At 59.6% G+C, this 16,689-nt stretch carries 17 protein-coding genes and 1 pseudogene; 14 read left to right on the forward strand and 4 right to left on the reverse strand.

Annotated elements, in window-relative coordinates:
- Nucleotides 1-28: 28 nt before the first annotated feature.
- Nucleotides 29-223 carry a hypothetical protein gene (locus tag XI04_RS27830; protein WP_271623857.1) on the reverse strand — a complete coding sequence of 65 codons (195 nt, stop codon included), beginning with the start codon at nt 221-223 and terminating at the stop codon, nt 29-31.
- Nucleotides 224-482: 259 nt separating this feature from the next.
- Between XI04_RS27830 and XI04_RS27835 the strand changes: the two genes are divergently transcribed.
- The 8 genes and pseudogenes from XI04_RS27835 (at nt 483) to XI04_RS27870 (ending at nt 7,035) form a co-directional block, all read left to right on the forward strand.
- Complete coding sequence (locus XI04_RS27835; protein WP_271623858.1) at nt 483-1,412, forward strand: TauD/TfdA dioxygenase family protein; 930 nt, start codon at nt 483-485, stop codon at nt 1,410-1,412.
- 27 nt (nt 1,413-1,439) lie between these two features.
- Entirely contained in the window at nt 1,440-2,483 is a 1,044-nt protein-coding gene (locus tag XI04_RS27840; RefSeq protein ID WP_271623859.1) for an ABC transporter substrate-binding protein, read from the forward strand.
- The gene (locus tag XI04_RS27845) at nt 2,480-3,346 is read left to right on the forward strand and encodes an ABC transporter ATP-binding protein (RefSeq protein WP_271623860.1); all 867 of its coding nucleotides are present in this window, start codon (nt 2,480-2,482) and stop codon (nt 3,344-3,346) included. Before XI04_RS27840 ends, XI04_RS27845 begins: the two co-directional genes overlap by 4 nt.
- Nucleotides 3,339-4,214, forward strand: coding sequence for an ABC transporter permease (locus XI04_RS27850; RefSeq protein WP_271623861.1), 876 nt, complete (start codon nt 3,339-3,341; stop codon nt 4,212-4,214). The genes XI04_RS27845 and XI04_RS27850 overlap by 8 nt, the downstream gene beginning before the upstream one ends.
- Nucleotides 4,215-4,257: 43 nt before the next feature.
- Nucleotides 4,258-5,886 carry an FAD-dependent oxidoreductase gene (locus XI04_RS27855; protein WP_271623862.1) on the forward strand — a complete coding sequence of 543 codons (1,629 nt, stop codon included), beginning with the start codon at nt 4,258-4,260 and terminating at the stop codon, nt 5,884-5,886.
- A complete protein-coding gene (locus XI04_RS27860; protein ID WP_271595738.1) occupies nt 5,883-6,203 on the forward strand; it encodes a 4Fe-4S dicluster domain-containing protein in 321 nt (106 codons plus the stop codon). Before XI04_RS27855 ends, XI04_RS27860 begins: the two co-directional genes overlap by 4 nt.
- A gap of 461 nt (nt 6,204-6,664) precedes the next feature.
- Nucleotides 6,665-6,862 (forward strand): annotated as a pseudogene (locus tag XI04_RS27865) (TrbC/VirB2 family protein); the annotation flags it as partial.
- Nucleotides 6,862-7,035, forward strand: coding sequence for a hypothetical protein (locus tag XI04_RS27870; protein WP_271595726.1), 174 nt, complete (start codon nt 6,862-6,864; stop codon nt 7,033-7,035). The pseudogene XI04_RS27865 and the gene XI04_RS27870, both read left to right, overlap by 1 nt.
- A 69-nt stretch (nt 7,036-7,104) precedes the next feature.
- On the opposite strand, the gene XI04_RS27875 is transcribed toward XI04_RS27870, so the two are convergent.
- From XI04_RS27875 to XI04_RS27885, 3 genes are all read right to left on the reverse strand, one after another.
- Nucleotides 7,105-7,548 carry a hypothetical protein gene (locus XI04_RS27875; RefSeq protein ID WP_271595725.1) on the reverse strand — a complete coding sequence of 148 codons (444 nt, stop codon included), beginning with the start codon at nt 7,546-7,548 and terminating at the stop codon, nt 7,105-7,107.
- A complete protein-coding gene (locus tag XI04_RS27880) occupies nt 7,538-8,503 on the reverse strand; it encodes a helix-turn-helix domain-containing protein (RefSeq protein ID WP_271595724.1) in 966 nt (321 codons plus the stop codon). The genes XI04_RS27875 and XI04_RS27880 overlap by 11 nt, the downstream gene beginning before the upstream one ends.
- Nucleotides 8,504-8,578: 75 nt before the next feature.
- Nucleotides 8,579-9,979, reverse strand: coding sequence for a hypothetical protein (locus tag XI04_RS27885; protein ID WP_271595723.1), 1,401 nt, complete (start codon nt 9,977-9,979; stop codon nt 8,579-8,581).
- A 207-nt stretch (nt 9,980-10,186) separates the two neighbouring features.
- Here XI04_RS27885 and XI04_RS27890 point away from each other — a divergent pair, with 207 nt between their 5' ends.
- From XI04_RS27890 to XI04_RS27910, 6 genes are all read left to right on the forward strand, one after another.
- Entirely contained in the window at nt 10,187-11,266 is a 1,080-nt protein-coding gene (locus tag XI04_RS27890; RefSeq protein WP_271595722.1) for a hypothetical protein, read from the forward strand.
- A 4-nt stretch (nt 11,267-11,270) separates the two neighbouring features.
- The gene (locus XI04_RS27895) at nt 11,271-11,945 is read left to right on the forward strand and encodes a M12 family metallopeptidase (protein ID WP_271595721.1); all 675 of its coding nucleotides are present in this window, start codon (nt 11,271-11,273) and stop codon (nt 11,943-11,945) included.
- Nucleotides 11,946-11,965: 20 nt separating this feature from the next.
- Complete coding sequence (locus XI04_RS27900) at nt 11,966-13,120, forward strand: S1 family peptidase (RefSeq protein ID WP_271595720.1); 1,155 nt, start codon at nt 11,966-11,968, stop codon at nt 13,118-13,120.
- A gap of 11 nt (nt 13,121-13,131) precedes the next feature.
- The gene (locus XI04_RS27905; RefSeq protein WP_271595719.1) at nt 13,132-14,472 is read left to right on the forward strand and encodes an alpha/beta hydrolase; all 1,341 of its coding nucleotides are present in this window, start codon (nt 13,132-13,134) and stop codon (nt 14,470-14,472) included.
- Between the two features lie 384 nt (nt 14,473-14,856).
- Complete coding sequence (locus XI04_RS38925; protein WP_442869421.1) at nt 14,857-15,156, forward strand: WD40 repeat domain-containing protein; 300 nt, start codon at nt 14,857-14,859, stop codon at nt 15,154-15,156.
- A 355-nt stretch (nt 15,157-15,511) separates the two neighbouring features.
- Entirely contained in the window at nt 15,512-16,354 is an 843-nt protein-coding gene (locus XI04_RS27910; protein WP_271623863.1) for a hypothetical protein, read from the forward strand.
- Nucleotides 16,355-16,689: the final 335 nt, after the last annotated feature.

Below are 16,689 nucleotides of genomic sequence, written 5' to 3' on the forward strand. Positions count from 1 at the left end.
GTTTGTTGTCAGCAACGATCGCGGTGTTTCAGGCCGCTTCGAGCGCCGATTGACTCGATTTGACCTGCCTTCTGGCGCGCAAGGCCATCAGATAATCCGTGACCATTGCAAATGTTTCCGTGGCCGATTGACCGACGAAGCGATCGTCGCGCGCTACGGAAAACAAAGCTGGTTTCGTTTCATTGACTGGATCGCGATCGCTTTTACGATCTGCGACGTACAAGCGAGGTCGTTTACTATGCGGCAATCCGATCTACTCGTCGTTTGTGACGCTGCCCGGTTGAGCTCGGCTCGGAGCGCGTGCGGTGCCACCGCTATGGCGGAAAGCTGTACCGCCGGGATCCGTGCACGGCTGAAAGCCTAGCACCCGCAGGGGCACACGGGTCCCCGACGACCAACCCATGAAAATCCATCAGTTCCAGCCGCCGGCGCGATCGGCGCACGGCGGAGCCTTGCCCAGACAATCACAGGAAACCATGATCATGAGCAATCGAAATACCATCGACAACGTCATTCCGCGCGCCGATATCGTCAAACGCGCGGCGAGACTTGGTGCCGAGATCCGGAACGTCAAGCTGTCCGGCGATCTGTCCGATGATGTCATTTCCGCCATCAACCAGGTGCTGCTCGAGCACAAAGTGATCTTCTTGCGCGACCAGGGCCATCTCGACGATGCCGAGCAGGAGTGCTTTGCCGTCCGCCTCGGAACGCTCGTGCCGCACCCCACGGTCGGTGCGATCAAGGGCACATCGTCGATCCTCGAACTGGACTCCGATCGCGGCGGCGGCAGAGCAGACCAGTGGCACACGGATGTCACCTTCGTGGACGCCTACCCGAAGATCTCCGTGCTGCGCGGCGTGGTGATCCCACCCTATGGCGGCGACACTGTGTGGTCGAACACGGCCGCGGCCTACCTCGACCTCCCGGCGCCGCTGCGCAAGCTCGCCGACGAGCTCTGGGCGGTTCACAGCAACGCCTACGACTACGCCGTGAAGACGCGCGCGACGGAAGCGGACAGAAAACACTTCGATGAGGTGTTCACCGGCACCATCTACGAAACCGAACATCCGGTAGTAAGGGTTCATCCCGAGACCGGCGAGCGCTCGCTTGTGCTCGGCAATTTCGTTCAGCGCTTCGTCGGCTTGCCGAAATACGACGGTCAGAAGCTGTTCGAGCTGTTCCAGTCCCATATCACCGCGCCCGAAAACACCGTGCGCTGGAGCTGGCAGGCCGGCGACGTCGTGATCTGGGACAATCGTGCCACCCAGCACTACGCTGTCAACGACTATGGCGATCAGCACCGCATCGTTCGCCGCGCCACCATCGATGGCGATGTTCCGCTCAGCGTCGATGGCCGCCGCAGCGTGACGCGTGTCAAGACACCGAAACCCCAGACGGCCAAGGCCGCCTGATTTCCGCCTCAGCATAGGATTTGCACAATGAACTCTCAGTTTCGATTCCCTGGAGCGCGGCGTCGCGCCTTGCGGGTGCTGTTGGCGGGCGCCTTGGCGGTCGGCCTCGTAACTCCAGCCTTCGCGGAGCCGCCGCTCGAGAAGTCCGAGATCCGCTACCAGGGCTGGGCCGGTCAGGTGACGTTTATCGAGCTCGCCGACGATCTTGGCTATCTCGCGCCGTTGAAGCTGAAATGGGTCGGCAACACCATCAGCGGCCCGCAGGACATCCAGACCGTCGTGACCGGCGATATCGACATCGGCGGCGCTTTCTACGGCGCGATCCTCAAGCTTATCGCGGCGCGCGCACCGATCAAGGCGGTGGTTGGCTATTACGGCTCCGATGCCAACACCTACTACGGCTACTACGTGAAGGACGACAGTCCAATCAAGACAGCGCGCGACCTGATCGGCAAGAAGGTCGCAGTCAACACGCTGGGCGCGCATCTGGAGTTCGTGCTGCGTGAGTATCTCGCCCGTAACGGCCTCTCGGCGAGCGAGGCCAAACAGGCGACCCTGGTGGCCATCCCGCCCGTGAGCGGCGAGCAAGCGCTGCGCCAGGGCCAGGTCGAGGTCAGCGCGCTCAGCGGCGTGCTGCGCGACAAGGCGCTCGATCGCGGCGGCATCCACTCGCTATTTAATGACACCGACCTGTTCGGTCAGTTCACCGGCGGTTCCTATGTGCTGCGGGACAAGTTCATCAAGGACAATCCCGAGGCCTCCCGCAGATTGGTCGAGGGCATCTCGCGGGCGATCGCATGGGCGCAGACGGCGCCGCCGGAGGAGGTGCGTGCACGCTTCGACAGGATCATCGCCGACCGCAAGCGCAACGAGGATGGCTCCTCCATCAAATACTGGAAGAGCACCGGCGTTGCGAGCAAGGGCGGCGTGATCTCTGACGCGGAGATCCAGGTGTGGATCGACTGGCTGGAGAAGGACGGGCTGTTCAAACCCGGCCAGATCAAGGCCTCCAATACCTACACCAACGCGTTCAACTATTTCCGTCCCGGCAAGACGGCGGATGCGCAATGAGTTTTGTCAAGATCAGCTTCGAGCGGGTCCGAAAGGACTTCGTCGCGCGAGGTGAAGCAGGCCGCCCGCCGGACCGATTCACTGCGCTGGAGAACATTACCCTGGATGTTCGTGCAGGCGAGTTCCTGGCTCTGGTCGGCCCGAGTGGCTGTGGGAAATCGACACTGCTCGATTTGCTCGGGGGGCTCACGACCCCAACCAGTGGCCGCATCCTGCTGGACGGGCGGCCGATCACGGGTCCTGGTCGCGACCGCGGCATCGTGTTCCAGCAATACGCGCTATTTCCCTGGCGCACGGCCGCGGAGAATGTCGAGTTCGGGCTCGACATCGGCGGGCTCCACGCTCGTCGGCGGCGCGAGATCGCACACCATTTCCTTGATCTCGTCGGCCTGTCCGGCTTTGCCAATCGTTATCCGCACGAACTCTCCGGCGGCATGAAGCAGCGCGTCGCGATCGCGCGCAGCCTCGCCTATGACCCGGAAGTGCTGCTGATGGACGAACCGTTCGCCGCGCTCGATGCCCAGACCCGCGAGACGCTGCAAGGCGAGTTGCTGCGGATCTGGCGCGCCACCGGCAAGACCATCGTCTTCATCACCCATGGCATCGACGAGGCGGTCGTGCTCGGCCAACGCGTGGCGGTGATGACGTCGCGCCCGGGCCGCATCAAGCAGCTCATCGAGATTCCCGCCTCGCTGCGCAACGAGGCAGACGACGTGCGCTCGCTGCCGGAGTTCGGCCAGGTGCGGCATGAAATCTGGAATCAACTCCGCGACGAGGTGCAGAAAGCACAGCAGGGGCAATTGAGCGGCGGAGCTGGTGCGCTTCGTGTCAATTCCGAGGTAAAGGAGGTTGCCCATGTCTAGCCTGGAAACGCTGACATTGCTGGAGCTCGCGCATGGGCGTTCGGCGTCGGTAGCGGGCGTACAACATGGACCGTCCCGGATCCGCAACGGGCTTCATAACGCTATTCGCGGGCTTGCCGCATTAGGACACCGGTCCCTGCTACTCATTCTGTTGCTGTCGGTGTGGGAGGCGGCCCCAAGGCTCGAGCTGATCGATCCCGTATTCCTGCCGCCGTTTTCGGAGGTGATCGCCGCCGGTTGGCAGCTGGCGCAAACCGGCGAGCTTTATGACGATGTCTCGGCGAGCTTGCTGCGCGCCCTGAGCGGTTTCCTGATCTCGGTCGCCTTGATTGTCCCGCTTGGGCTCGCCGTCGGCTGGTATGCTCGGCTCGGCAATCTTCTGAACCAATTCATCGAGATTTGCCGCAACACCGCGCCGCTGGCGCTGTTGCCGGTATTCATCTTGCTGCTCGGCATCGGCGAGATGTCGAAGATTACCATGGTGATCTATAGCTGCGCCTGGCCGCTGCTGCTCAATACCATCGCCGCGGTGAAGCAGGTCGATCCGCTGCTGATCAAGTCGGCGCGGACGATGGGTGCGACGCCGCAACAGTTGTTTCGGAAGGTGATCCTTCCCGCGGCGCTTCCAACCATTTTCGTCGGCATTCGTCTTGCCAGCGCCTCCGCAATGCTCGTGCTGGTCGCCTCTGAAATGGTCGGCGCCAAAGCCGGTCTCGGCTATCTCATCATCAACAGCCAGTACAGCTTCCTGATTCCCCAGATGTATTTCGGGATTCTCGGCATCACGGTGATCGGGCTGGCGTTCAATGCCATGCTCGAGGCGTTGGAGCGCCGCTTCATGCGCTGGAAGGCTCCGGTCGCGGCGTGAAGCCCGCGACCGACTGCAATCGTTCGAACAAGGGGAACCAATCATGACCAGCCCATTCCGGCGCGCCGAACGCAGGTCTGCGCCACCCGGATCCGTTGAATATGATGCCGACGTGCTGGTGCTCGGAGGCGGCCCCGCGGGCACCTGGGCGGCGGTGAGCGCGGCTGGGCGCGGTGCGCGCGTCGTACTCGCCGACAAGGGATTTTGTGGCACATCCGGTTCGACGGCGGCGGCCGGGACCGGCGTCTGGTATGTCGATCCGGACCCGGCGCAGCGCGAGGCTGCGATGGCCGGCCGCGAAAAGCTCGGCGGTTATCTGCAGGACCGCCGCTGGATGGCCCGCACACTCGATCTCACCTATCAGCAGAGCAATCGCCTGGCGGACTGGGGCTATCCCTATCCGATCGATGACCAGGGCAGGTCGCAGCGCAACTCGCTGCAGGGCCCGGAATATATGCGCCTGATGCGCAAGCGGACCAAGCAGGCCGGCGTCACCATTCTCGATCACAGTCCGGCGCTCGAATTGTTGCTGGATGACGGCCGCGCGGTTGCCGGCGCGAGCGGCTTGCGGCGCCAGAAAGGCGACGGCTGGACGGTGCGCGCCAAGGCAGTCGTGATCGCAACGGGGGGCTGCGCATTCCTGAGCAAGACGCTGGGCTCGAACGTATTGACCGGCGATGGCTACCTGATGGCTGCGGAAGCAGGCGCCGAGTTCGGCAGCATGGAATTTTCTAACCCCTATGCGATCTCGCCGGCGTTCGGCTCGGTAACCAAGACGCTGTTCTATGGCTGGGCCACGTTCACCTATGATGACGGCAGCGTGGTGCCGGGTGCGGCATCCAAGGGCGGCCGATCGGCGATCGCGCGCGCGCTTCTCGAGGGCCCGGTATATGCCAGACTCGACAAGGCCGACGCAGACGTGCAGCGGCACATGCGCGTCTCGCAGCCGAACTTTTTCCTGCCCTTCGATCGCACCGGCATCGACCCGTTCACCGATCGCTTTCCGGTGACCCTGCGGTTGGAAGGCACCGTCCGCGGCACCGGCGGTCTTCGCATCGTTGACGACACCTGCGCCACCAGTGTGGCGGGTCTCTATGCGGCGGGCGATGCCGCCACTCGTGAACTGATCTGCGGCGGCTTCACTGGCGGCGGTAGCCACAACGCAGCCTGGGCGATGTCGTCGGGGACGCTGGCGGGGAGGGGCGCCGCTGATTACGCAAGACAAGCCGGTACGACCGGCCGGCAAAAGCTGTCGTCGGCGGGAACGGTCGGCTTTCGCCGCCGCGGGCAGCACGCGTTCGAACCTGCTGCGCTGAAGAAGATTGTCCAGGACGAGGTGTTTCCGTATGAGCTGAACTATTTCCGCGAGGCGTCCCGGCTGGATGGCGCGCTGGCGCGCCTTGACGCCGGATGGCGTAACGCCTCCGAAGCAGATGCGGCCGACACGTCCGAGCTATTGCGCGCACGGGAAAGCGCGGCGATGCTGGCGACCGCAAGGTGGATGTATCGCAGCGCGCTGGCGCGTCAGGAAAGCCGCGGCATGCATCGCCGCGACGATTTCCCCGATCAGGATCACCGGCAGCGCCACTACGTGACGACGGGCGGCCTTGACGAGGTCTGGACCTCGACCAGGCCACACGCGGAGACTGCTTATGCGGAGGCAGCAGAATGATCGAAATCATCGACGCCGAGCGTTGCACGTCGTGCGACATATGCGTAAATGTGTGCCCGACCAACGTGTTCGACAAGACTAGCGGAATCCCCGTTGTTGCACGACAGAGCGACTGCCAGACGTGCTTTCTCTGCGAGCTCTATTGTCCTGAGGATGCGCTCTACGTCTCGCCTTTCGCGGATGGTACCCAGCCGGTCGATGTCGCCGCGCTGAAGCAGGCGAACGGGATGGGCACCTATCGTCGGGCTGTCGGATGGACCAGCGACACGAAAGATCGCCGAAGCGCCGATCGCAGCTTCCTGCTTTTCGGTCATTAGGCCTACTCAACCCATGAGCTGCCGGTGCTTCGGAAGCGTCAGCCACCGGAGCGGACCTCAGCGGGCGAGCTGGCGACGCGCTCGTCGGGACCGTCGACGAACGAGCGCACCCTAACGCAATATCGCGGGATCAAGGGGACCATGTGATGTGTACCTGCTGCACGATCTCGGACGAGACACTTACCTCGGTTGGGCTGCTTCGGCGATCGGCCCGGCTCAACTTGGCCTATACCAACTCGGCCGACGACGTTCATCCGCCGAGCGGAGCTGAATTGACCATCTTCTGCAGATAGAACGTCCATCAGGACAGTGGTCGCGGCGGCGGCGCCATTTCCGAGTCGAGGATTAGTCGACCGTCGAGTCGACCATCCAATCGCTTCACGTATTCTGAAGCTTCCCACGCAGATCAATCATTTCATCGATGGCAAGCAAGTCACGGGTGGCAGCGAACGCAGCTCGCCGGTCTGGAGTCGGTGCAAGGGCCGTCGCCAAGATCATGTCGGTCATCATCATCACCGTGACCGGCCTGACGCTCGCCTTCGGCGACGCGTCCGGCGGCTTCCGCCGGCTGATCCAGATCGTTTCGGCCTCTCGATCGCGTTTGCTGCATCGAGCCCTTCCTGACCTTCTTCAGCTTCTCCGGCGGAGCCTTAGTGTAATGGCCGGAATAGTCGATCCAGAAGTGCCGGGCTTCTTCGCGCCGGTCCATCGCGCGCTCACCGATCCGATCCTGATGGGCGGGCGCCCCGCACCGTGGCGATCGCCGGAAGCGAACAACACTTCCGCAGTACGCTATTCATCTTTCATGTTTGTCTTTAGCGAACATGGCTGATCGACCTGGCGCCTCGGCAAGCGATTCTCAACTGCGCTCCAGCGCTTGGTGCCCTTGCTTAAGAGAGCCTCAACCAATCCTTTCCAAATCGGCCAGGCACTTTTCGAGGTTGCCCTTGGCTTCGTTCAAAAGCCTTCTCGTTTCGCCCAGTCGCTTGAAATCAGGTTTCACCGGGCCTGCACCCACCGCGCTCAGGTGATGGCAAACAGTCGTGAGATCGTTCGACATGTCCTCGAGAACGAAAGCTATATTTTCGAGAGGCACCAGCTCCGAAAAAAAGGTCTTGGATACGGTGTCGTCCTGGCCGGTAGGTCCCTCAAACTTCACCTCGACGAGCGGGACTAGGACATCGCGATTGTCCCGCGCAGCTCTGCCCATACTCATGACTAGCGAGCTGAATGTCGTTGAGATATATGTGAGCCGGTCGACCAGGGCGCTTCCATACAACATGACGGCGTCGGGATCACTTTGCGCCTCATCCGGCTTCGAAGCACTGAGATCTTCATTCGACATGTTCGCTCTCCTCTCCCTGCAGATGCAACATCCCGACGGGGAATGAGGCGGATTTGGGACTGTTCATCGGCTCTATAGTGTAGGAGCCGTGAGCTTCAGCCTTTTTTGGCTGCACGACACTGACGGAAAAGGCTTGGTAGGAGCTTTTTGTCCTGGCCTTCATATATCCGGGTGCGGCAGGTGCCGGGCCGTGAAAATGGAGCAGATAGTCCTCCATTGCTCGCCGGACGCCGACAGCGCTCGCGTTGAGCGAGCCAGCTATGTTGGCGGGCAACGAGCCATGCATTGCCAGATCAATAAAGGTACGAAGAACCGCGTCTGCATCCGCCGGTACATGGATCGGGTGGGCGGCTGCTGGAAACTTGTCTCGCACGAGATGGGTTGACCGGCCACGCTCCTCGGCTTCGCGCTTTTCGCGCCTTTCTAACTCAAGCAAGCCGTCACGCGTCAGGGCGAAATGAGCGAACTTGCCCTGTGTTGTTCGCTCCACGAAACGAGCATTCGTCATGAGGCGGAGAATGCGGCTGAGATTGGCATCTCTAAGAGATAACCTCTTGGCGATCGCCGCCTTCTCCATCTGCCCCGACTGTGTGTCACGCAGCAACCGAAGTATCTCAATGACGTGCTGACGATGCATGACCTCGCTCGGCCGTGCGAGCTTGGAGGTATTTATCGACATCTGCAGAAGATCGTAGAATGCTCTGAAGCGTTCCGCATAGGCTGCATTCCTTGGCTTAAGCGTTGCGCTCGTCCGACGTAAGATATCGAACCATTCCCGCAGCTCAGGGTCACGCCGGCGGCTTTCAAGGGCGTTCCAAACCCACGCGCCCAGTGTCGCATAGAGGCGCTCCAAGCTTGTTTCGGACCCCTCTTTGAGGAATTCCGAAATGACGCACCTTGCCTCGTTCGCCGTCGCTTCGCCCGACTCAATCTTTTCCAATGCTGCGTCCGACATGGGCTAGCCCTACATCACAACCGTTAAGAACGTTTTACAACGCTTTACTCTGATTTTAGTCCCGGAATCTAGGTGTCAAGAGCCCCATTTGTAGGCAGCCCAAACGGTTTTTTGACCGAGTTCCTTGGCTGAAACCGAGTTAGGTTCTTTCAATAAAGGTAAAATAGTACCTATTCTGTGATCCTTGAAGACGGTTTGGGTTGGATGCTGCACCACGAAGCTGCGGGTGCCGAACCTCACCTCAACTTGAGCCGCGGTGGTTTGGTGGCCCTGCATTGTGCGGTCGTTCCCCATCGAGGGGACCAGCATCACGTCGACGTCGAGCTCGCCGAAGGGCGTCTCGCACATGTCACAGAAGTCCAGGCAAATGGCGATCCCAATCAAAGCGCCCTCGGTGGCAAGGACACATACCCGGTCACCCGCAGTGATGTTTTCCGTGCCCCAGCCATCGTCGGCGTACGGGGCGATCTTGTCGTAGATCAGGCGCTCCTCTCCATAACCGTCGTAGATCCGAGCCCGGTTCACGATGCCATGGTCGGTCGTCTCGTGCCAGGTTCCTGGAATGAGAATTTCGGGAGCTTCGAGCTCGTCCGCAACGTCGCGGTCTCGAATGAGTTTAACGATGTTCTCGCGCAATTCCGGCGAGACGGTGAGCTCCGGCCACACAACAGCGATGCAGTTCTCCTTGAGAGCCTGAGTAATCTGCTCCGAAATGGCCTCACCGGCTGACGGCGCCTCGACGGCCGCGACAATGAAACGCTTATCGCCTCCTATGGAAACAAATTCTGGCTTGATCTCTAGCTCCTTGAACAGGCAGGCACCCATCGTCCATTTGCTCGCGTCCGGTGCGGTACTACGCAAGGTGCGAGTATCTACGACATGGACAGGATAGCCCTGAATCAGCGCGGGCAGAATCCTGTGAAAGAGCAGGCCACGCTTCGAGTAGGCCTGCCCCCTTCGAGCCGGACGCAATGCGCTCACGCCCTGCCGCGGAATGAGCCAGCATCCAAGCTGCTCGAGGTGCCACTCACTCGGTGCGATCGGCCACTGAGACCGCCGCTCAGCAAGGATCCGATCGATTTCCCGTATGAGGCCGCCCATCCTTAACGCTGTTAGTTCAGGCGTCTCATTGGACAAGGACCACGAGAGATGGCCATCTCCTATTGAATGGGTGAAGCTCTCTCGTGCCTGCTCGATCCGCCTTTCTGTAAGATTTCGGTAGGCCTTGTGCACGCTTCCCGGGGCTTTCCGAAACAGCGTGTCGAGCTCGAACAGAGCTTTCCTGAGATCATCCCGACTGGCATTCGTGATCAGCTCCTGCCGCCCGGCAAGCTCCCACGCTTCCTTCTTCCAGGCATCAAAGGCTGACGTTTCGGCTCGGCTGTTCACGGGCCCAGGCAAAATCTTTGTCCAAATCACACCAGCAATATGTTCCATCGATAGCGTGCGCCCACGATTTTGCAATCGGCTCGACATTGTTGCTCACACTTCTTGGCCCGTGCCGTACGACCATCACGAAACACGCTTACCAAGACGTGGGGAGGCCGCGCGGAAAACCTGCGCGAAATGCGACGGGCGCAACGAAAAGCTGCATTGTTGTCACGATGCTATTGACGAACCCGTGCGGACTGTTTTTCTATCTGAGCGGGCGATCCGCGCGTCGACGCGGACGGGGGCGTTCATATGTGGAAATTCAGCCGAGCCGCGGCTTATGTTGCGATTTGCTTCGCCATGGGCGGGTGCACCAGTCTATATCATATTCATGATCCGCAGACAGGCGTGATCACGGCCGGTGAGCTGCCTTACTTCCTCAAGTCGATCCGATGTGAGGTCGTGACCTTCTACCAAATCGAACGAGAGAGACGGAAGGCATACCTGAAGATCTACAAGACGCGGCCTGAAGAGGCGTTCGACAGGTACGCCCATTTCGACATCGACCCTTTCCTATATGGTACCTTCTTCCTGGAGTTGAAGGTGACTGATACGGGCGGCTTCGGATCCGGTACGGCATTTGACTACAGGCGGATACTGAGCGCGACCAGCAACGAGGTGACCCATGTGGGTCCCACCGCTTCAGCCCAGGACACCTATGACCTGATCTGGTCGTTCCTTCTGAAGCAGAATGCCCAGCTTGCGTCCGATACCACCCCGCAGGCGGCGAGTCCTGCATCGTACGAACGCGGCTGCTACCGCGGAGCGCCTGCCGACCTGGTCGAGCTGGAGGGCTTGGCCGAGAACAAGTATCCGGAGAGAACCGCCTATAAGCGCATTATTGTAGATGCTTCCAAGCCACTAGCGGCCTGGTTGCGGGACAATGCCATTCTCATCGCCGCCAACGATCTGACTCCTGCCATGCCCACGGAGAGAGCGGAGCCGGCGCAGATGACGTACACGTTTTCGATCCAGGTCACCGGCGGACTGGAAGCAAAGTACTCTCTCACTTCGTCGCGTTGGACGCCCGCTGCGGTCCAAGCATCTGCCTCCGCTCAGCAGTTCAGCAATCTCGGAATCTACATCAATGGTCCGAATGCGGTCCTGGCTAATGGAGCCAGATCCGGCTCGGCCGGTTATGCGGAGAAGACGCCACCGCTCGGATCGAAGGAGAATCCCATCTACACGACTCCCTTGCCGGGAGGAGAGAAGTCGCAGGAATTCCCCGGAGGTGCCGCGGCCGGTCGCCCATCGGGCGCCGGACCTCGCACCAAAGGCTTTATATTGGCGCCGGTGCCTGTGTTCCCCCCGACCCCAACTCCGACGCAGTAGGAAAATGTTTCCCATCTGGTTGCCCAGACTCGTTCTGCTGCTCGTGTGCTTGTTCTGCTGGGGTGCGAATGCACAGCCTGCGCTTCCTTCAGGTGTGTCCGAAATTGAACTGTACGGCACGGTCATCCGTGGCTCGAAATGGGAAATCAAGGAAATCCCGGTCTGCTGGGAGAACCTGCAACCAAAAGATCACAGATATGCCGACTTAGTTCGAAAAGCCGTTGCCGAGACTTGGGAGGCCGCGGCGCAAGGTGGCGTGTGGTTTTCGAAGACTTGGCCACCGTGTACCGATGGCGCGCCCGGTGTGCACGTGCGGATCGCTGACGAGGGCGCCCACACCGATGTCGTTGGCAAGTACCTCGACCGAAAGCCATCGGGCATGACTCTCAATTTCAGTTTCAATCATTGGAGCAAAGGCTGTCGAGATAGACGCGAGTTCTGCATTCGTGCAGTTGCAGTCCACGAATTCGGACATGCGCTTGGTTTCACACATGAACAGAACCGCGACGATGCGCCGGAGCAATGCCGCAACGAGAAAGCTTCTGGCTCGGTCGGCGATTATAAAGTCACTAAATACGACCCCAACTCCATAATGAACTATTGTAATCCAGCATGGAACGGAAACGGACAACTCAGCCCGCTCGATATTGCCGCTGTCAGAACATTCTATCCGTCCTGACACTCAGTCTCTTCGTATTCATGAGCGCTCCCGCGCAGGCGGATCGCGCGGCGGTGCAGATTGCTGCGCGGTACAACGTCAGGACGGTTCACGTCCAGTACGTTGGCGTCATGTACAACGATAAGCAGGAGGTCGGCGGCGGCTCCGGGCTGCTCATCGGCGATAGTCTCGTGCTGACCAATAGCCATGTGATCGGACGCGAGGAGAACTACAAGAGCTTTGAAGTCAATGCCCGCCTCGGGTCGCGCAATGCGAACCCGATCAAGGTCACTGCGGTTCACCGCGACGATGCCAGAGACCTGGCTCTTCTCGAACTGTCGCAGCCCGCCGGAAATAGCGGAGGCGCCTCTCGTTGTCCAATGCCGGTGATCGACGACAACCAGCAAGCCCCGATGGGGACTCAGCTCTATCTGCTCGGCTATCCCCTCGATCTGGATCTCAGCATTTCGAGCGGTCTGATAAGCAACCAAACTAGCCCGAATGGTCGCTGGCAGACCGACACGGTCATAAATGTCGGCAACAGCGGCGGGCCCGCGTTCAACGAGTTCGGCGCGCTGCTCGGGATCGCGGTCGGCGGCATCGTCAAGTGGAACGAGGCGCTGGTTTCTGGCGTCAACTTCATCATTCCCGCCACTGTCATTACTGCAAGTCCACTCTACAGCATGATCACGGCCATTCCCCAGCCGTCTGTTTGCTGGACGAAGTGGGTCGAGACAACGATCTCGTTTGAGAACTGGAGCAAGCTGAATTCCACGCATGTGCAGACGCAAGCCAATGCCGGCATGAAAATTCCCGAGATACTTGCCGGAGCGATCCACACGATTGTGCCCGAAGACCGGCGTCTCATCGTGAACGTACCAGTGTCGCAGCTCGTCGAGCCGAAGCAGATCGAGCGCTCGTATACGGTGGACAAAACCAAGGACGATCACCCGGTCGTATTTGCGAAGCATTCGGCCGACTATACCGAGACTTTCCCTGCTGAGCCCGGTTACCGCATCACAGGGTGCTCGTGGCACGTTGAGACCGCGAACGGTGCCAGCAATATCGCTTGCGCGATAAACGGCGCTGGGGCGCAGGCTCGCTTCACCTACAAGCTCACCAGCGGACCTGCCGTCGACAGGTACCGCGGATGGCTGGGCGCTACGGTCAACGTTTCTCAGATCCTTGCGAAGTAGGTGCCAAATAGATGGTCATGCTTGCATTGCCAATTTACGCTTCGAACCGGTTGCATCGGCTCGGTCAAGGTTTCCAGCAGGTGCGAGCAATGCTCGTAGTCCTGTTCTGCGCGCTTGCGGCCGGTTGCGCCCACCAGGGTCCAACTACGCATCCGGCAAAGCCGCATATCCACCAAGCCCCGCAGAAACATGGGAGCGCATTCAAGAAATACGCTTATCGCTATGGCCCCGGGTACTACCATCATGTCCGGCACTATCATGGCTATCGGCCATGGCGACCGACAACTGGTGAGGCGAGCCAGGAGGCACCTCCCGACAAGACCACCACCGGAGCCGAGGTGGTGGTCAACAAGCCAGTCATCAAGGGCCTGGTGCCGGTCTACTTCGCCACAAATCGCGTGGTGACGGGCGGACCACGTCTTGAATTGGGCCAGATCTCCTATGGTCGGGCCGCCACAAATACCTTTGGCTACGTGACCGTCAGCATTCCTATCGTTCACAAGATGGGCGAAGTGGAAACACCCGAGAGTTGGCTTGGAATACGCCAGGCGGAGGACGACCGGAAGCACTTCCGAATTCAGAAGCTAAATAGGCTCTCACGCGAAGAGTTTGCCGCCGCTATCGCCAATCCTGCCGACAGCCTGATGCTTTTCGTGCATGGCTACAACGTTGCTTTTTCCGACGCTGCATTCAAGGCCGCGCAGATCGCCTTCGACGCGAACTACAAAGGTCGCGTCATGATGTATTCGTGGCCGTCGAAGGGCGGAGTGAAGGACTACGATTACGACCGCGAGAGTGCTCTGTTCGCGCCGGACGGCTTGTTCGATCTTCTCCAGCTGATTAAGAAGGATGGAAAGGTCTCAAGGATCATCGTGATTGCGCATAGCCTCGGCAGCGAAGTTGTCCTGGGTGCCTTGCAACAAGCTGCTCTGAGCCAGACGACGCTCGGAATCACCGAGCTGATTTTTGCTGCGCCGGATGTCGATCGCGATCTCTATCTGAAGCGTGCGAGTCAGATCAAGGCAGCTGCGGGGGCGGTGACTCTATATGCCTCCTCGACGGATCTGGCATTGCTAGCCTCCATGAAGAAAGCGCAGTCCACTTCGCGAATGGGCTTTGTGACCGACAGCGGGCCAACGCTGGTCCCCGGTATCGAAACCATCGATGTTTCCGCGGTGGGCAGCGAAATGTTCGCTCTAAATCACAGTACGTACTCAACCAGCCGCGCCGTTCTCGATGACATAGGCCGGATTATTTCTTCCTCGACGCATCTTAAACCCCCGCAGCGGACCCCGACCTTGCGATCGATGCCCGACGATTCCAATACGACTTATTGGATGTATCCATACTGAATGGCTCTTTGGCCGTTCGCAGGCGTGTTTTTGGGCGACCAGTAAGAGAGCTAGCAGGTGCGGCCGCGTTCAGTGCGAACAAATGAGCGCGGCGAGCCGAAATGTTTTGTTGCTGCGCACCCAGCAGATTTACAAGCGGAGAGCTGGACGATGTTCTCACCAATAAGCGTCTACCGGAGCATTTCACTACGCCACACTGTCGTAAACTGCTGTGAGTGGTCTCGCTCTGGTGAACTTTTGGCCATTGGCATCCAAACGGGTTCGATTGAGATTTACGCCGCTTCGGGAAAACTGATCCGAATGATCGAGGCGGGCGATTCTGTGCAGTCGCTCTCTTAGTCGAAAAATGACAGTCACATTGTCTACGCGGCAAGCCCCGAAGACATCGTTACTGCAGCACTAGACGATGAAAACGATGTCCGTCGATACTCGACCCACGCCGGCAGGTCTTGGAGCGTCGCCTATTCTGACAGTGGACGTCACATCGCATCGGCGGGAGAGGACGGCCAGCTCGTTGTTTGGCGTTCTGGACTATCAGCGGAAGTGTTGGGAACGACAAAGTTCAGTGACTCAGGTCAAGTCGCGTGGCTCAATGAAGAGCGCTTGGGTGTGTGTTGTGCGGACGGAAGTTTTAGTGCCGTTCCGGCTTTCGAGGAGACCTCAGTTGCCGGTGCGGGTGGATGAGGGCAGGAATGCCCCATTGTGCGTAGCAGTCTCAAGCAGGATGACGGTCTTGCGGATCATTAGCATACAATCGACCTTCACCGGGGAGGGGGTCCTGGTTGTGCTAATCGCCCGGCTCGGACGCGATCTGGCGGAGGCGTGACGCCTTGATTTTCGCTACGCTTGATCGCGAGATATCGCCCTCCAAGCTACCAAAGCGGCGAGTTCGCGGGACCAACAAGTAAAAGACCAAATCCTCAAATGCAGTCACAACACAGGACCAGATGAGACTCGAAGTGAAAAGCATCGTCGGACTGCCGGTCAAGACCTTCTGGCTGGTCTGGTATTTTCTTTCGTCGCCCTTATACTCCGGTTCGTGGGGTTCAAGATATCCCTCCTGGAGCAGCGCCGCGAAGACGCGCTCGCGTTCGGATCCTACCTCACCGACAGCAACGATCACGGTGATATCGACCTCGTGGTTGAGACCGCACCGCGCCGCGAGGAGCATATCGACGAATCGCACTATCGCGCCCAAAACAGCGGCAAGTCCTTAGATTTTCCCGCGAGTTTGACTTACGGCGAGACGGAAGTCCTGCAGTTGCTGCGGGCACGAAAGGCGCGCCTGTCGTTCGCTTCGCGCTCGACTGTCGACAGAATGCAGACCAAGACGCGCGTGCTGTTCGAATGGCGGCCCGATGCCAAGCGTCGCGCCGAGATGGAGGCGTTCGACTGGCGACTGCACGAGCCGTTGCGGCAGGTCAAAGAGTGGCTCGCCTCCACCCCCGGAATCAATGTCGATCCTGTCGAGATCTCGCGCTGGTGTCAGGACGTTGCTGCCATATTGAGAAATAAGAACTGGCAACACCGGTTGTTTCGCGATTGGAGTGGCAACGCCGCGCATGACCTAATGTCCTACTGGGGCGTGACCGCTTCGGCGGCTGCCGCCGAGAAAGCGCACAGAATGGTGTGGGACGAATATCGCGAGCGCACCAGTTACTACATCGTCAAATACTACGAAAAACCGGTCAATGCTCTGATCGAGGCGCAAATTCACGCGCAGTTCGCGTTGGGCGCCGACTACATGGATGCCGCAATCTTGATCGCTAAGCAAGCTCGGTGGAAATTGGTCGAGGATAGCAGGGGATGGGTTTCCCCGCTGAAACGGCGCGTCATCGAGATGGAAGAGTGCGATAGCGAAAGCGCAGGGCCAACGGAGTAAAAGTGAAACCCATGAAAGGATCTCTATCGTAGAACCAGGTCCGAATTGCGAGGCTTCTCTCCTCGTTCCTTCGGAGCCACATTCTTGACTTCGAGGCCTTGTTCAGCCATTGCCCTGCCGCATCGGCCTTGGACTCGTATCCAGGAGCGATCCCCCGCGCTGCCATGCTGCGATAATGATCGCGCGATTTCGAACGGGAAGCAGGTCATACTGAACTCTCTCGCCATCACCTCGACTGGCTTTTGAAGGTACCGACCTCAATCTCGGCTTTGAGTACGGCTAAACGCTTATTTTTTGCGCTTGGTGAACGCCTCGATCGCCTTTGAGAATATCTC

Origin of the sequence: Bradyrhizobium sp. CCBAU 11430 (assembly GCF_028128855.1) — a bacterium.
Taxonomy (GTDB): domain Bacteria; phylum Pseudomonadota; class Alphaproteobacteria; order Rhizobiales; family Xanthobacteraceae; genus Bradyrhizobium; species Bradyrhizobium ottawaense.

Coding starts and splice junctions, on each gene's coding strand:
- XI04_RS27900 (WP_271595720.1), top strand. CDS start 11,966: ATGAGCGCTCCCGCGCAGGCGGATCGCGCGGCGGTGCAGATTGCTGCG.
- XI04_RS27840 (WP_271623859.1), top strand. CDS start 1,440: ATGAACTCTCAGTTTCGATTCCCTGGAGCGCGGCGTCGCGCCTTGCGG.
- XI04_RS27860 (WP_271595738.1), top strand. CDS start 5,883: ATGATCGAAATCATCGACGCCGAGCGTTGCACGTCGTGCGACATATGC.
- XI04_RS27845 (WP_271623860.1), top strand. CDS start 2,480: ATGAGTTTTGTCAAGATCAGCTTCGAGCGGGTCCGAAAGGACTTCGTC.
- XI04_RS27885 (WP_271595723.1), bottom strand. CDS start 9,979: ATGTCGAGCCGATTGCAAAATCGTGGGCGCACGCTATCGATGGAACAT.
- XI04_RS27880 (WP_271595724.1), bottom strand. CDS start 8,503: ATGTCGGACGCAGCATTGGAAAAGATTGAGTCGGGCGAAGCGACGGCG.
- XI04_RS27895 (WP_271595721.1), top strand. CDS start 11,271: ATGTTTCCCATCTGGTTGCCCAGACTCGTTCTGCTGCTCGTGTGCTTG.
- XI04_RS27890 (WP_271595722.1), top strand. CDS start 10,187: ATGTGGAAATTCAGCCGAGCCGCGGCTTATGTTGCGATTTGCTTCGCC.
- XI04_RS27875 (WP_271595725.1), bottom strand. CDS start 7,548: ATGTCGAATGAAGATCTCAGTGCTTCGAAGCCGGATGAGGCGCAAAGT.
- XI04_RS27850 (WP_271623861.1), top strand. CDS start 3,339: ATGTCTAGCCTGGAAACGCTGACATTGCTGGAGCTCGCGCATGGGCGT.
- XI04_RS27870 (WP_271595726.1), top strand. CDS start 6,862: ATGGCCGGAATAGTCGATCCAGAAGTGCCGGGCTTCTTCGCGCCGGTC.
- XI04_RS27905 (WP_271595719.1), top strand. CDS start 13,132: ATGGTCATGCTTGCATTGCCAATTTACGCTTCGAACCGGTTGCATCGG.
- XI04_RS27835 (WP_271623858.1), top strand. CDS start 483: ATGAGCAATCGAAATACCATCGACAACGTCATTCCGCGCGCCGATATC.
- XI04_RS27855 (WP_271623862.1), top strand. CDS start 4,258: ATGACCAGCCCATTCCGGCGCGCCGAACGCAGGTCTGCGCCACCCGGA.